Genomic DNA, 15,415 nt, shown 5'->3' with positions numbered 1-15,415 from the left:
ACATTCAAAAGGCCGCCAATTGGCGGCCTTCTTATGGCTMTAAAGTATGCGTTAGTTGCATTAGATAATTAGTATTTCATACTAATCTCAATAATTACTTTTACAGTTGATTTAAAATCAATTTCATTACATTCTTCTGTGACATATCATTAGTAATATTGTTTCTCCATCCACGCATCCATATAGGCCTGATCCCAGCGTTGATGAGACAGACCGCAATGGCTGGATTCCTCCACTTGCGCTTTTGATTACTTTAGTATTCTCCTTTAATTACAAAATACGAGCCCCGAATTGTTCCAGCTAGTTTAGACTTCTGCCTAGCAAACTTAAACTTCCCTTCTAACTCCTTTGGTACCTCCATCCCCTCAGAAAGCTTAAAACCAACGGCCCGCTTCTTAGGGTCATCAACCGTATACATGACATTGACCTCAAGACCATCCTCATAAAAGACGTAGGCAAATTTGATATTTTCCAATTGAAAACTCGACGTTTCTAAAGGTTTGGCCGCAAACTCAATATCACGTTCTTCTTTCAAGATTCGGTTCACATAATCAAGGCTCTCCTGACTTTCGCTAGCTGCTACAACCGTAAATTCATGCTTGTATTTGTTCATAAAATAACGGGCTTCATTAGCACGTAAACCAGCAAGCGCTTCTACTACAGGTGAAGACTCTAAACCAACCGYAGAAACATTTTTAAAATCAACGATATAGGACATTTACATCTCTCCTTTTCTCTTTTTATTTCCTAACAATAGGAATCCACATTTCACCAAAAACTAAGCCATTCTTCAAATTGTTTCTTTTGACGATACAAATTTTGGTCAAAGAAACACGCATATAGCCAAACTTCAAATTATTCCTCTCATCTACCAAATATTATACCAAAAATGATTCAAGAGAAAATATTGTTACATTTCAATCTGCACGCCTCCGCATGACATTTCACGATATAAGTATGCACAAGTTTCTTCTTCAACTAACGCACCCGTTAGTTGAGGTACATTTCTTCACAAACTTATATTAGTTCGCAACTTAGATTTAAGAACATAATTGATAAATTCTGTTTTTGCTTTAGTGTACGCTTCACGATCATTGCTATATTTTTTTGCTAAATTTCTTTTAAGAATAGCGTATTCATCAATAAACTGCTGATTAGTCCGTAATAAATCACGAAAAAGTAGCTGATTATCCCACCGTTCTTCTCCCTCAAGTAAAATATGTAAATGTACTGCTCGTTTGTCGTTAATTACTTTCACAAAAAATCTTTGCCAAGGTTGATTGTCTATGTTAGGTGGTACATAATGCCAGTCGTGATTAGCTAACAATGTAGATATTTCTTTTATTTTTTTAAATGAATCAATTTTAGCCATTAAATCAATGATTGGTTTAGCTGGTAAATTAGGAATAGATGTACTTCCATAATGTTGAATTTCCGTTATGCCGAAAGTTGAAAGAAGATTAAGAAGAAGTGCTTTTTCCCGATTACCTTTTTCTTCCCACTTGGGATTTGGTTCGACAATGTCTATTGTCTCATTAGCCCAAACGGGCCATGTGCTTTCATCATGAATATCTTTCATTTTACTCTCCCTCAAGATTTTTATTTTTTCAGTTTCAGAAAAATCTTTGTACCTGCATTCTTTTACAAACCTGCCTCGATAAATCGAGTAGGGGGAAAATAAGTTTATTTTCGCCCCTCTCACAACACCGTACGTACGGTTCGCGTATACGGCGTTTCAATTTATATCACAGTGTGTACTCTTTTAKATAATGTTCTAAAGCAGAGGGGACTCCCCTCTGCTTTAGTCTTTTGTTTGAGATTGCTCTTTGGACGACTTTGGATACTCCTATGAATCGGTAACCTTTTCGACAGTAGGTTAATCCTTTCGCTTCTTCCTCCGGAATTCCTAGTTGAATAAGCGATTTAATTTGTTTCTTCGCTACTTTCCATTGTTTCCATATGATGACCCTAATTCTAGAGCGAAGCTTTGTGTCTATTCGTTCCGTCGTTTTTTTCATGTTTGCCACTCTGAAGTAGTTTACCCATCCAACTATTACTTGGTTCAATTTCAATATTCGGTAGTCTAGTGGAACATTCCAATTTCGCTTTGTCAGTTGTCGAAGTTTCCTTTGAAACTTCTGTACAGAACTTGGATGAGGTTTCACTTTGTAGTTGTTGTTATTAGTGTCGTAATAATACCCAAATCCTAAGAATTTCAACTCTTTTGGACGTGAGATTCTACTCTTCTCTACGTTGACTATCAGGCCTAATTTCTCTTCTATAAATCTCACGATTGTGCTCATTACTCGGTTCGCTGCCTTTTCACTTTTCACAAAGATAAGGGCATCATCAGCGTACCTCACGAACCTTAGTCCTCTTTTCTCCAGTTCCTTATCAAGTTCGTTTAACATTATATTACTTAATAGTGGACTGAGGTTGCCTCCTTGCGGAGTWCCGACAGGTGTGTCTTCATATTTTCCATTCACCATKACTCCACTGACTAAGTATTTTCTGATTAACGAGATGACATTTCCGTCTTTTATTGTGTTGGATATGATTCTCATGAGTTTATCGTGATGGACGGTATCGAAGAATCTTTCAAGATCAATGTCGACTACCCAATCATGTTCATTATTCAGAAACTCCAGGCTTTTAATTATCGCCATTTCACAACTTCTTTTTGGTCTGAAACCGTAACTGAATTCACTGAATTGCTTTTCAAATAGTGGACTGAGAACTTGATGAATGGCTTGTTGAACGACTCTATCCACTACTGTTGGTATTCCCAATTTGCGCATCTTTCCATTTTCTTTTGGGATCTCCACTCTTAAGGCAGCTTGTGGTTGGTATTTTCTTGTTCTGATGCGCTGACGCAGTTCATCTTTGTTCTCTTTCAGGTATTGCTTTAGTTCGTCGACTGTTACTCCGTYGACCCCACTTGCACCTTTATTTTTATAGACACGTATGTAGGCTTCGTTCATATTTTTATTACTTAGGATTTGTTCTAAAAGTTCCACACTCGTTTCTCCTTTCCTCTCACGTAGTAAGTGATATCTCCATTTTGGTTATTCTTTGWGGTACGCTCATACTTTCACCATTAACACATTCGGAGTTCGTCACTTACGCATTCGTGGCGTTGAAACACTATAAATTGTTCAGCCCTTCATGAAATTATTTCATTACTATGGCTTCTGCTGACTTCTTGCGACTAACCTTTTTCGACTGTACTTCTGTACATCCGCAAGACCTCCCAGGGTAAGACACCTATCTTTCCTCTTTTACTCGCCTGATTTACTCTATAAAGTTACGCACATCTTTTGGACTTTAACTTGTCTTGGAGTTTAATCCCTTTATAGAGCCTTAGTATCAGATTCCTGTTCGTCGAGCCAAGATTTTATTCCACGCTTCCTCCAGCCCTTACCTCACGATAAGTACCTTGCGCTTCCTTAGTGGTTGGTCGATGTGTAMCCCCACAGTGGACTTTCACCACCTAGATAGTTGCCATGCCTGGCACACAAGAAAAARCTGCCTTAAWGACAGCTCCGATCTTMAGCTAACGCACCACGTTAGCTAATTTTCTTTTGTAAGAAGACAGAGTCCCAAAACCAATAAATAGCTGCTGCTGCAAAACTTAAACCGTAATATAGTTGGGTTTTAACTAAATATGTAGGTTCCCTTTCAAATAATATTCCATTAAACAAAATTACTGCTACAAAAGAAAGTACCGTGTAAATTAAAAGATAAAATACATTAAATTTTCTCGGACGTTTATTACATGTAATTTGCAATGGTACTGCAAAAAGTAAGTAAGGTATGACAACATAAAAAGAATACATAATAACAGGAAATGGCCGCAACCAAGAGATTTCTCCACTAAAAAGAATTATAGCAACAGAAAAAGAGATACAAGAAAAGAATAGACAAAAGAAATAATACGGTATTACGTCGCTAAGTTCAGATACTTTTTCGCTTAATTTCCCAATCCCCAATTTTACTCAACCTTCCAAAATGATAGGTATATTTATTCCATTTTAACATAATTCTTCAACTAACCTGCCCCTATAGTTGCATAAGAGTTACTGTTGCTCCTTTTTGGGTGATCATGGTCATATACGGCAGTTAGAGAAGGGTTTTTGGCATACAAGGTTGCCGAAGGAATTCAAGTTACAAATGATCTCCCTAATAGTTACCCCCAACAAAGTAGAAGATTTGACGTCCTGCTTTGTTGGGGGTTTTTTCCTCTGCATAAAATTTTTCAATTGACTTATTGAAAAAAATAAAATAAAATTCAAAGTACTTCTTTTAAACTACTCTAATTTGAGTACTTTGAATAAAGTGACATGTTAAAATTAACTCAAAAGGATGGATTCAACAGATGAAATTTACTAAATTCTTAAAAACAAGAGGGGCAACTGCGGCAATCTTTATGGGGATTTTCTATGCTGTTGCCATGCTAGGCATCTTCTTGCCTGGGTATACAGCCATTCCAGGAAATGTCGATAAATTACCTATCGCTATCATCAATGATGATGCCGGTAAAAATGGTGCGATGATTGCCGAAAAGTTACAAGAAAATTTACCCTTTAAAGAAATCGAGACGGATATAACCAATAAACAAGCCTTAAAAGACTTAGAGAAAAATGATTTGGCATTAGTCGTACACATCCCAAAAACCTTCTCTGCGAATATGCAAAAAGGTGAAGCGTCATCAAGCATTGACTTTACAATCAATGAGGCAGGGGCAACAGTCGTTTCTTCTACCATGAATGCTATCGTAACTGAAATTAACAATCAGTTAAGCACACAATTCTCACAACAAACAGCCCAGGGCGTATTGATGAACTTTAATGTACCAGAAAAGCAAGCCGCTGAATTAGCGGAAAAGATTGAGAATTCCTATGTCGGAAATGTAGTTACAATCAACGAAATACCAGATGGTATGAATAATAATATGCTGCCAATGTTCTTAACAATGGCCGGTTATGTTGGGGCGATGATTGGAGCGATGCAATTAGTAGGTGCATTTAAAGCCAGTCGAGGAAAAGCAAGTAAAACACGTTTATTCATTTATGTGCAATTAGCTGCGTTATTGATTGCAGTTATTTCATCACTCGTTGCTGTAGGTGTAGCGTATTTAATTGACAAGCCAAGCGGTGACCTATTCTTCAGTATAGTAGGTCAACAAATTTTAAACTATATGGTATGTTTTAATTTCACAGCGATTTTAATCTTCTTATTAGGTGAAGGCGGCATGATTTTAAACTTACCGATTTTATTAATTCAAACAATAGCAAATGGTGCCACTATCACACGTGATATGATGTATTTACCATATGAATGGATGAGCCACATTTCACCAATGTATTACTCGGTGCAAGCGCACTTTGCAAACCTATATGGCAGCATTAGTCCAAGTCCGTATATTTGGTCAATGGTTGCGGTTGGTGCTGTTTCGATGTTAATTAATATGGCTATTGTCGCGTTTATTCAAAAACCAATGCCAGGACAGGTTTCTGAAACAGAAGTTGAAAAGAATGCGGCTGAAATCACAGCTTAAGTTTTGCTACAATAAGGAGATAATACTTCTTAAAGGAGCGTAGGAAATGTCTATTCAAATTTTTATATTGAGCAAGCTGATGGAAGATAAAAATTATCCTTATAAATTAAAAAAGCAGCTTTCAGAACCCATTCCGTTGGATCGCCTAGGCGGGTTAACTGAAAGTAAACTGTACTACCATTTTGAATCATTAGTAAAACAAGGTTTAGTCGAGCCAGTTGAAGTGATAAAAGAAGAACATCGGCCTGATAAACAGGTATTTGCGATTACCGCTAAGGGTCGCGAAGAACTACCAAATAAAATCTATAAATTATTTGAAAGTGCGGATGAAATTAAGGATATGATTGTTGGTTTAGCCAACATCAAGTATGTAGACCGGGATAAAGTAGTAGATATATTGAAAAAAAAAGTAAAGTCCATCAAGGCTATTTGGGAGCAGCTTGAGAATTTCGAGCCAGACCCTAAAGGCAACGAGAATATTCGTGAATTTTTGGATGGTTATTTTTCGACCAGAACAGATCACACAATATATTGGTTTGAAGAGTTAATTAGAAGGATTAAGACTAATGAATTATAAGTTTACTCAAGAGCAGGATTTTTGGCAGGAGTTCCATACTTTAGATCAAAAAGTAATTAGAGGTTCACAAAATGAATAATGTATATGTCATTACTGGTGGTTCAGGTGGAATGGGCAAAGTGATTGCTGAATTAGTTGGTAAAAAAGGAACACTATTATTAGCTGATATAAATAAAGAACGACTAGAGTAAGCAAAACAAGAATTAGCAGTCGCAGGGGTTACTGAATTATAGATGAATTAAACACCTTTGTTAACCCATTGAAAATTAAAAATTTTAAAGAGCCTTACTAACATTCTTTGTAGTAAGGCTCTTAGTTTTCTATTCATAATTAAATTGTTTCCCTATATGATTACAAAAGATTAAATTAAGTTTTCCCATCATGAAGTTTAATAAAATGGAGTGCCTAGGCGCTTTTCCCTTTAGCTCCATAAGAAAAAAAGAGTTTACGTGTACTCACTCACCAACTTTAAATTTTCATTCTAAATCTTAAGGCTGAATTACTTAAAATACCATTTTAACGCATTCGTGTACAATATTTTATCGGATGCTTTTTCATCAAATAGACGCTGAATCAATTCAATGTCTGCATACTCAAAAGGTCTTTTCGCCCTTGTAGATGGCAAATCTGTTCCGAACATAAGAGCGTCTGGATTAATATCATAAATAGAGTGTAAGGCATTCTCAATATTCAATTCTACACGACCAAAACCAGTTGCTTTAACTCGAATGCCTTTATCCACCAGCCTTAATAAATGAGGTAATCCTTCTTCAGATAATCCTAAATGGTCAATTGATATGGCAGGTAATTTTTCAATAGTAGATGCAATTTCGGGTAACTCTTTTGCATCAATATAAAGTTCGCTATGCCACCCTACTAAATCATAAACTCTCCTTGCAAAGTAATCGAGCTTCGATAAATCTTCTGAACCACCTCGTTTTATATTAAAACGTAATGCTTTTACCCCATTTTTATTTAAACTTATAATCTCTTCGTCCGTCACAGTAAAAGGTAATTGCGTAACGCCACAAAATGTTGAACCCATTTGTTTAAGTGCCTTCAATAAATATTCTTGGTCAAACCCTTGGAATGACCCAGATACAATCGCTCCACCTAATACATTCAAATCAGCAGTTTCATTTTGATAATCTTCTACAACATAGCTGGGTGGCAAATATCCTTGGTTTTCGATGATTGGAAAATCAAAATCAATAATATGAAAATGCGCATCAAAAATTCTCATTTCAAATCCCCTTTCTTTTCTTTAACATATCAATTATGGTACATAAATAAAATTGCGGGTTATTAATACAGATTCATAAGTTTATCTTATTGCACTACCCTGCCCCTTTAGTTCCGTAAGAAAAAGGATGCCGCAGCATCCTCCCTTATTGAAGTAAAGCACCACCTGTTAGTTCAACAAGGTTTACATTATCCCTGACGTAATATTTTTTGAAACATTTTTGGTTGATGTTTTTCAAAAACCTTTATCAATTCTTTTCCAAAAATAGTTATGGTTCTTTCCCAAGGGTGTCCTAATAATCCCCATTCAAAATTCTTATGAATAAAAAAGTAATAATCACCGTTTGGAAAAATAGGTACTGTCCATTCATCAAATTCACTTTTCGGAAACTCCAAACGGGGGTTTATCCAATAACCTGGATGTTGCCAATCTAACGCATACATATATTCATTTTTCTGTGTGAGTTCTTGAAAGACAAGCAATGATTTTTCCTCTAGGTCATTATAAATCTCATCATAAGTATCTAAATCTACGGACACATTTAAATACTTGGATACATCATAAGTGATAAATGGATTTGGCACTTCAAAAGATGGAAAGTCTGACATACCTGGTTCAAATTTAAATGCATCATATATCCTATCCCATACCTCTTTATATTCAAATGTAGATAATTCAATCCAATTTCCCATTTGAATAGCCACCTTTACGATGCTTTTAATAAGGATTCTTATATCATTTCTTGTTCAACTAACCTGCCCCGTTAATCCCATAAGAAAAAGGCTGCCACAGCAACCCATGTTTTTGAAGTAAAGCACCCGTTAGTTCATTAAGAAAGTCTAGGAATCTCCTCATTCCAAGAACAAAATAGATAAAATTAAATAAAATGCATCCCATTAAAAAGGGGTTACATTAATAAATCTTAGMATATATAATTCTAAGTTTGTGTTGTAAGAGAAAGATAGAGGATCTAGCCAGGGAGGATTTTATTCATATAATTTCAGATGCAATAATAATGAGATCTACTTCCTATTCCAAGATAAAAATGGCAATAGAAAATCTAAGCTCTGAAGGATGGTTCAGGGAGCTATATGAGGAGGCCCAGTATACTAAGGTTATTTGGCATAATGGGGTCCTCTCAACAAAACTACGCTAAGAGAATTTTGGGAAGAAAAAAGCCGGTTTTCCATACGCTAAGGGGGTACGACCGAGATACGTGGAAAAATGGGTCACGTGCTGGATATATTGATCCCAGATGTGATCTTTTTCTGTTTTAATGAGGGCTTAAATAAAAAATAAAAAAAGCAGATTTTCCTACGTGGAAAGAGCCCTTTTTTTGGATTTCATCTCATTAAACAAAGACGTGTAGCCAGTCACTGTTATCCGTTGGTTATGCTGTAAAACCTCGAAAGTTGACTTGTTTGTTGAAGTTAAAAAGACTGGGCAAGACGGAATCCAAGGTCGTCTATACAAAATGACGGATGGCTACGACGACGACACGAAGCCCCACAACCCCTGGCCTCTTCAGCCCAGCTACCCCCTCGAAAAATTCGGTAGGAGCCGTACACTTGTTCATCATATAAATCCCAACACCACTCCCAAACATTCCCTAACATATCATACAGACCCCATGCATTCGGTTCCTTTCTTCCTACTTCATGGATCTTGCCACCTGAATTTTCGTTATACCAGGCAATCTTATCAAGATCTCCGTATCTATAACCAGTAGTCCCTGCTTTACATGCATATTGCCACTCTGCTTCTGAAGGAAGTCGATAGCCGTTTGATTCCCAATCACAAATAACGTTTTCACCATCATTACTTATAGAATAACACTCTTTCAGTCCAGCTTTCTGTGAAAGTAGATTACAAAAAGAAATTGCATCATTCCAAGAAATATTCACAACCGGTTTTAGATCTCCGTCAAAAGTATTAGGTGATTTATTTGTAATAGCATAGTATAGACCCATAGTTACAGGATACCGGGCAAGAAGAAACGGTCTTATTTCAGCTTTCCATTTGCTTTTTATTCTATCGTCTCTTAATTCTATTTCTCCCCCTGGAATTTTTACCATTGGATAGTCAATGTAACTCTTTATTTTATTAGACACACTACCTTCCTCCTAATGATCTTGATTTTATAGTCTGATAACCTTATTTCATCTTTTTTTAATCCTAATCTCATTATTTCAACTCCTTTAACTATTAAATTCACTCATTCACTAAGAAATTCCTTCTTAAACTAACCTTCTAGTTCATTAAGGAAAACCAATATCAAGTATTGATTTCGGTTTATCATTTTTATAAACGATTAAACTTTATTTAAATCGGTACATCTTTTTTTAAAACAGTACGACTTTATTTTAAAACTACAACTAAATAAAAATAAACTCTTAAACACATGACAAAACCCCACCTGTTTCCATTTAGCAACTGGTGGGGTTTCTATTTGGCTTCTACATCTACATCAACCGGGAGGTCCATCTTGTGCAATCACGCCCTTTCATTTAAACGGCTAATTTACTGTATTCATCCAACTGATCTTTGGTTAAATTTTTGATGAAGTGGTCGAAGTTGATCGACTCCATTTCATACCTTTCACAAATCTTTAAATAACTTTCATAGGCTTTATCATAAATGTTCATCATCTTGATTCCTCCTTCTGTTATATAACAATAAATTTAACTTATAAATAATATATAACAACGTCATTTTATTGTCAATATAATTTTCTGAAAATTCTAAATAACCATTCTTCCCTTTAGTATTTCCCCCATTGTTCTTCGCTAACCGTCTACTTTAAAAAAAACCTGACACTGCTCTTTAATTGGATAATTTGCCTTCAATGGGTAAAGTAGTTTTATGAATGCTCCCTCTTGTGTAGCTTTAAAATAAAGTTTGCTTAAATTAACGCTTTTAACCTGGATAAAAAAACAAATATGAAGAGCATGTTTTGAAAAAAGATTAATCAAAACATGCCCTTATTAATTGGATTTATTCTTTTATAAAAAAGATTGATCATTATTGTATTCCTTAATGAATGAACTAACGCACCAGTTAGTTTATTAAGAAAAGCAATTCTTATTAAAGAATCGCGCCCGTTAGCTTAATAAGAAAGGTTATCTTCTTCTCTCATTTTAATTAGAAAGATTCCTAACCATATAAATCCACCACAAGTTATTGCTGAGCCCAAAACTGAAATTATCGGTTCTGCATTTCCTGCCACGCTACCTATTGCGAAAACTACATTCCCTATAACAAGCAAGGAACCTCCCCATCGAGGCAATATTCTAACTAAGATTGTTGAGATACCTAAACATAGCATTCCAACAACAAACATCAACGGCCCAACTATCAGAATGATTCTTGGAACACCTTCATTAAAAACTGAACTAACATTAACTCCAGATGCACTGGCAATTTCCACATAGACGACGGCAGAAACAATAATAGTTCCAACTGTACTAAGAACCATCCCTAATAACCCTAATGTTCCGTTTTTTCGTCCTTGCGAATCATAAATTCCTATAAAAGCAAAAACAGCTATTATGTGAGCGATAAAAACCAGACTTTGCCCTAAAACTGTGCCATAATCCGAACCAGCAATAAAGTTTAATACATGTGCAATAAACAGGAATAGCCCCGTTAAGATAGCTGCAACTCCACCACCAAATTTGAATCCGTGAGATGAAACCATTTTTCTCCCCCACCTTATAGAATATTGTTCTATCACAAACAAATAATACCAAGTCCCTCCAACTTACGTATATAATTCCTCATATTAAACTTTTGTGAATTTGTAAATGAGCAGGCTTTTTCAACAATATGGCCCTATTGTTGAACAAAGATTAAACAGCACTCTTCAATTATCCTGCCCCGWTAGTGCCATAAGAAAAAGGCTGCCTCAGCAACCTTCCTTATTGAAGTAAAGCACCCGTTAGCTCATTAAGCAAAAAAGCCACCAAATGGCAGCCCCGGATCTCAACTAACGCACCTGTTAGTGAAATATTGTATGTTACACTTTTTTTGCTAAGAAAGGCTTTTTATATAGTTCGTAACATTCCCCAAACAGCAACTTCCTTGAGGATTGTTTACCTCGCACCCACATCGATTTTCTTTTATATTTTTACGAATGTGTTCAATAGGTTTAGGACTAAGTTCTTGTTTTATATATTCCTTAATTTTCTCTTTTGTCCAACCAAAACAATAGCAAACAGGCACAATAGAGGATTTATCTTTTTGATGAACAGAAACCTTAATTTCTGACGTTAGATACATTTTTTTACCTGTATCAAAATAGACAACATTACATCCTTCTGTTGAACAAAAATAATGAGTTAAACCTGCATTCAAAGAGTCTAATACTGATGGTTTTAGCATTGATTTTAACGTAATTATTTTTACATTTTTCCCTTTTACATTACAAGACGGACACAAATCAGAACCACTATTTTCGGAAACTTGTTCTTTTGTTGCACAACAATCAGACATATTCAATGCCCTCCCTTCGAATGTCCTAATATGAAAATTATAACATTCCTACTTCAACTCCCTCAGTATGATAGCTATAACTCTCGAATGCTCACTTATTCGCAGGATTTCATAACCCTTGAAAATATATTAACGGTTAAAAGCAATGAGCTCAGATCATTTTGGCTTCGTGGAAGCATAGTTAAATAAAGGAGTCATAACAAAACTCCATATTCTACCATATAATGCACATTTTCTCCACGCCGCCCCTGGAGGCTTTCCCTCCCATGTCTCAACGGGTCATAAAATATGCCCTCTCATTCCTTCGTCATGCCTATCCAAGGGGTGGAGGCCAGTTTTGCTAACCTAATGGGTCGGTGCCCTTTTGTTGAWTAAMTCTGGTACTCCGTGCATCTTTGAAATCCTACGAATAAGAAAACATTCGATAAAAGRAAGCTGAAAATCAACCGTTCATCCATTCTTAGTTTGGTTCCCTTCGAGAACCYGTGAAGCTTGATTTATTCAATAAAACTACGCTGCCAGAGTTGTTAAAGRTTGTAATTTTTCTGGAGAATAGGATTCATTTCTTTTGGCTATTCCCACAAAGAGCCGTGCTAGCTTTCCGCATAATTTCATAATAGACTTCAATTTCTTTATTTTTTTTACCTTAACATTATTGGCGTGCAACGCTTTAAACTCAGGGTTATTCATGACAAGACTCATCGTCGCTAGGTATAAGAAACGCCTCAGTCTGGATCTCCCACGTTTAGAAATGACAATTTGTCCTTTCCATTTACCAGAGCTCGCCTCGGAAAGATGTAACCCTGCATGACGAAGGAGAGAATTACCGTGGGCGAATCCACTTAAATCTCCAGCTTCCCCTAAAATTCCAGCTAAAGAGATTTCACTGATCCCTTTAATAGCCAGCAGTTTCTTTGCGAAAGGAATTTGTTGAAGCACGTTAGTGACTTCTTGTTCCACTCTTTCGAGTTGCGTTGTAGCTAGATCATACTCTTCTAGTAGTTGTTCTAAATGTAGCTTGTAAGCATCAAGTGCTTGGTGCGTTCCGATAGAACGTTTAGCTAAATCTATAAGTTGATAAGCTTTTTTCAACCCAGGCTGACGCTTCATTACCGATTTCCATTTGCCTACAATATCTTGAGGTTGCATCGATCGTAACTCGATTGGTGTAGGAAACAAACGTAGAGTTGCGATTGCCCCTTTGCCTTTCACATCTTTAAATACTTGTCGTAGCTCAGGAAAGACTACATCTACCCAACGATTTAATTGGTTGATAGAACTAACGAGACGTTTWACGATTACRTCACGGTTGGACATAAGRACTCKAAGTTTTTCGAAAGACTCTGRAGYCRMAYGAACAAAWGMATAGTATCCATTCTTSACCATATCCGCAATCACGAGAGCGTCTTTTTTATCACTTTTGGACTGAGTGTTATCTCGATTTTCTTTATTTCTTTTTACAAGGTGAGGATTGACTGTTACGACATCAATMTTTTCGTTAGATAACCATTTCGATAGATTAATCCAGTAATGACCTGTAGGTTCCATACCGACAATAGTTGTGTCTAAGCTGTTTTTAGCTTTTAGTTTATTAATCCATTCTAKAAATCTGTTAAAGCCTTCTTCGTTATTTTCGAAAGTAAGAGGATCACCTACCACGATTCCTCGATAATTTACAGCTCGAGCAACGTGRAATTGTTGGGCAATATCYACGCCAACAACGAGATGTCGATCAGAAATTCTCTCTATTAGTTGATTTTGTTTATCTTGCATTTTAAACTTCATATTAGGGTTCCTCCTAAGGTTTTGAGTTAGAGTGGTGTCTTACTCATATCTTACTGAGGAGCCCTATTTTTTTCAAAGCTGAAAAATAACGCTCTACAGGAATGCTAACCTGCCCCGATAGTTGCATAAAGAAAAGCTGCCTTAAAGACAGCTCCGATCTTCAGCAAACGCACCTGTTAGTTCATTAAGAATTCGGTTAGAATAAATTCAGTTATCTTTTCTGCGAAGCATCTTTATAATAAGTGCGAAAATAACTATACCAGTTAAAGAACCCACAGCGCATGACCAAGAAAAGTAATCAAAGATAAAGAAAATTATTAACATACAAGCAAAATATCCTGCTGAAAAACCAATTAAATATTTTATCAATTTCACTTCCCTCATCTCTCAAAATATTACATATACTTTATCATAAAACATGTGTTTCTTATTCAACAATCCTGCCCCTTTAGTTGCATAACAAAAAGGTTGCTTCAGCAACCTCCCTTATTGAAGTAAAGCACCCGTTAGTTCTATAACATATAGTTGAGTTGACACAAACTGTGAAATAAAAAAAGTTACCTTTCAGCAACTTAGGAGTAGAAATCCATTATTTATATTTAGTAAGCCAGTCAATTAATTGGTCATAGTTACTTGAGAACATTGTGTTGTCTTTAGTATTAGACTGTTCAAGGTGAATTAGAATATCCCCTTCTTCTAATAAAAAAGCGACTGCAATAGTGTTCCCTAATATATTATTAGAGAAAAATTTGTCTTTCCACAATTTTTGTACAGAAAAATGTTCTGGAGTATAACCTTTACGATTAACTAACAACTTATACTTTTTTCCTTGTCTAATAAATGAATAGCACGTTTTCTCAAATGAATTAAACCATGTGTTTACATCAGCAAGGGTTATGTAACCTGTCAAATTAGTAATAATAATATCTTCAGAAATGGATGTACTTATATTTTTAACATTCAATAAAAAAACAACTCCTTACTATTATTATAAACTAAATAATGGAAGGGAGAATAAATTTTAATGTTGCACAGTTCGAAGACACTACGCTTGTTGAACTAAACTGCCCCGTTAGTGCCATAAGAAAAAGGCTGCCTCAGCAACCTCTGTTATTGAAGTAAAGCACCCTTTAGTTCAATAAAGGCTATTAAATTTTTTCTAAATTTTTAGTGAGTCTGATAATCCAATACAATACTATCCACGGAAGTATGAACTTTGTAGCCCATTCAATTACATTAGGAATTAAATATGATGAGTTTATATTAAATAACGGAAGTATTAGCCATAGTACCAATAAAACTATGATACCAATAATTAAATTTTTCATTTAGATAGCCCCCCTATAATCTCATATTACCATAATAACCCATTATTCTTCTTCAACTAAACTGCCCCTTTAGTTCATTAAGAAAAAAGACGATTAGCTATTTGCTAGTCATCTCTTTCACTTTAGCGTAAATAGTGGAACGTGGAACGCCAGTCATTTTAGCTATATCATTAACGCTTAAACCGTTWGATTCTCTTTCATCATACAGCTTTAACGCCTTCTTAACGTCCTTCTCGTCCTTCCCTTTACGTCCCATATGTTTCCCCTGTGCCTTAGCCCTTTTACGTCCCTCAGTGGTTCTATCTTTAATTAGATCACGTTCAAACTCAGCAATAGCMCCCAGCATAGTAAACATTAGCTTTCCTGATGGTGTACTAAAATCAATCTGTTCTTTGATGAATACTAAAGCTATTCCACGTTCTTCTAAATCCTTA

General features: G+C 35.8%; 14 protein-coding genes and 1 pseudogene. 2 read left to right on the top strand and 13 right to left on the bottom strand.

The window, feature by feature from the left end; all coding sequences use genetic code 11:
- Positions 1 to 253: 253 nt before the first annotated feature.
- The 4 genes from AC1DUW_RS12165 to AC1DUW_RS12150 all read right to left on the bottom strand — a co-directional run bounded on the left by AC1DUW_RS12165 (position 254) and on the right by AC1DUW_RS12150 (position 3,989).
- A complete protein-coding gene (locus tag AC1DUW_RS12165; protein ID WP_477642617.1) occupies positions 254 to 718 on the bottom strand; it encodes a phage tail protein in 465 nt (154 codons plus the stop codon).
- A gap of 291 nt (positions 719 to 1,009) precedes the next feature.
- On the bottom strand, positions 1,010 to 1,579 hold the full coding sequence (locus AC1DUW_RS12160; protein ID WP_053345581.1) for a GrpB family protein: 570 nt from the start codon (positions 1,577 to 1,579) through the stop codon (positions 1,010 to 1,012).
- A gap of 166 nt (positions 1,580 to 1,745) precedes the next feature.
- Positions 1,746 to 3,017 (bottom strand): group II intron reverse transcriptase/maturase, encoded by a 1,272-nt coding sequence (gene ltrA, locus AC1DUW_RS12155; protein WP_477642616.1) that lies wholly within the window; start codon positions 3,015 to 3,017, stop codon positions 1,746 to 1,748.
- Positions 3,018 to 3,566: 549 nt separating this feature from the next.
- Positions 3,567 to 3,989, bottom strand: coding sequence for a UPF0715 family protein (locus AC1DUW_RS12150; RefSeq protein WP_477642615.1), 423 nt, complete (start codon positions 3,987 to 3,989; stop codon positions 3,567 to 3,569).
- A 386-nt stretch (positions 3,990 to 4,375) separates the two neighbouring features.
- Here AC1DUW_RS12150 and AC1DUW_RS12145 point away from each other — a divergent pair, with 386 nt between their 5' ends.
- Together AC1DUW_RS12145 and AC1DUW_RS12140 are read left to right on the top strand one after the other, a co-directional pair.
- Positions 4,376 to 5,557, top strand: a complete 1,182-nt coding sequence (locus AC1DUW_RS12145) for a YhgE/Pip domain-containing protein (protein ID WP_477642614.1) — start codon at positions 4,376 to 4,378, stop codon at positions 5,555 to 5,557.
- A gap of 46 nt (positions 5,558 to 5,603) precedes the next feature.
- On the top strand, positions 5,604 to 6,134 hold the full coding sequence (locus tag AC1DUW_RS12140; protein WP_053347645.1) for a PadR family transcriptional regulator: 531 nt from the start codon (positions 5,604 to 5,606) through the stop codon (positions 6,132 to 6,134).
- 499 nt (positions 6,135 to 6,633) lie between these two features.
- On the opposite strand, the gene AC1DUW_RS12135 is transcribed toward AC1DUW_RS12140, so the two are convergent.
- The 9 genes and pseudogenes from AC1DUW_RS12135 to AC1DUW_RS12095 all read right to left on the bottom strand — a co-directional run.
- Positions 6,634 to 7,377 carry an amidohydrolase family protein gene (locus AC1DUW_RS12135; protein ID WP_056530002.1) on the bottom strand — a complete coding sequence of 248 codons (744 nt, stop codon included), beginning with the start codon at positions 7,375 to 7,377 and terminating at the stop codon, positions 6,634 to 6,636.
- Positions 7,378 to 7,565: 188 nt separating this feature from the next.
- A complete protein-coding gene (locus AC1DUW_RS12130) occupies positions 7,566 to 8,069 on the bottom strand; it encodes a DUF2716 domain-containing protein (RefSeq protein ID WP_477642613.1) in 504 nt (167 codons plus the stop codon).
- 738 nt (positions 8,070 to 8,807) lie between these two features.
- Entirely contained in the window at positions 8,808 to 9,452 is a 645-nt protein-coding gene (locus AC1DUW_RS12125; RefSeq protein ID WP_180320483.1) for a formylglycine-generating enzyme family protein, read from the bottom strand.
- Between the two features lie 432 nt (positions 9,453 to 9,884).
- Positions 9,885 to 10,025, bottom strand: coding sequence for a hypothetical protein (locus tag AC1DUW_RS12120; RefSeq protein WP_157444055.1), 141 nt, complete (start codon positions 10,023 to 10,025; stop codon positions 9,885 to 9,887).
- Between the two features lie 458 nt (positions 10,026 to 10,483).
- Positions 10,484 to 11,074 (bottom strand): hypothetical protein, encoded by a 591-nt coding sequence (locus tag AC1DUW_RS12115; protein ID WP_053347649.1) that lies wholly within the window; start codon positions 11,072 to 11,074, stop codon positions 10,484 to 10,486.
- 332 nt (positions 11,075 to 11,406) lie between these two features.
- Positions 11,407 to 11,868 (bottom strand): putative iron-sulfur cluster-binding metallochaperone, encoded by a 462-nt coding sequence (locus tag AC1DUW_RS12110; protein ID WP_053347650.1) that lies wholly within the window; start codon positions 11,866 to 11,868, stop codon positions 11,407 to 11,409.
- Between the two features lie 510 nt (positions 11,869 to 12,378).
- Positions 12,379 to 13,653 (bottom strand): annotated as a pseudogene (locus AC1DUW_RS12105) (IS110 family RNA-guided transposase).
- Between the two features lie 589 nt (positions 13,654 to 14,242).
- A complete protein-coding gene (locus tag AC1DUW_RS12100; protein WP_477642612.1) occupies positions 14,243 to 14,617 on the bottom strand; it encodes an STAS/SEC14 domain-containing protein in 375 nt (124 codons plus the stop codon).
- Positions 14,618 to 15,078: 461 nt separating this feature from the next.
- A partial coding sequence (locus AC1DUW_RS12095) for a recombinase family protein (protein ID WP_477642611.1) occupies positions 15,079 to 15,415 on the bottom strand: 337 nt, incomplete at its 5' end.

It is taken from the genome of Peribacillus sp. P4_C12 (assembly GCF_056402095.1).
This window is presented reverse-complemented; position numbering and strand designations above follow the sequence as displayed.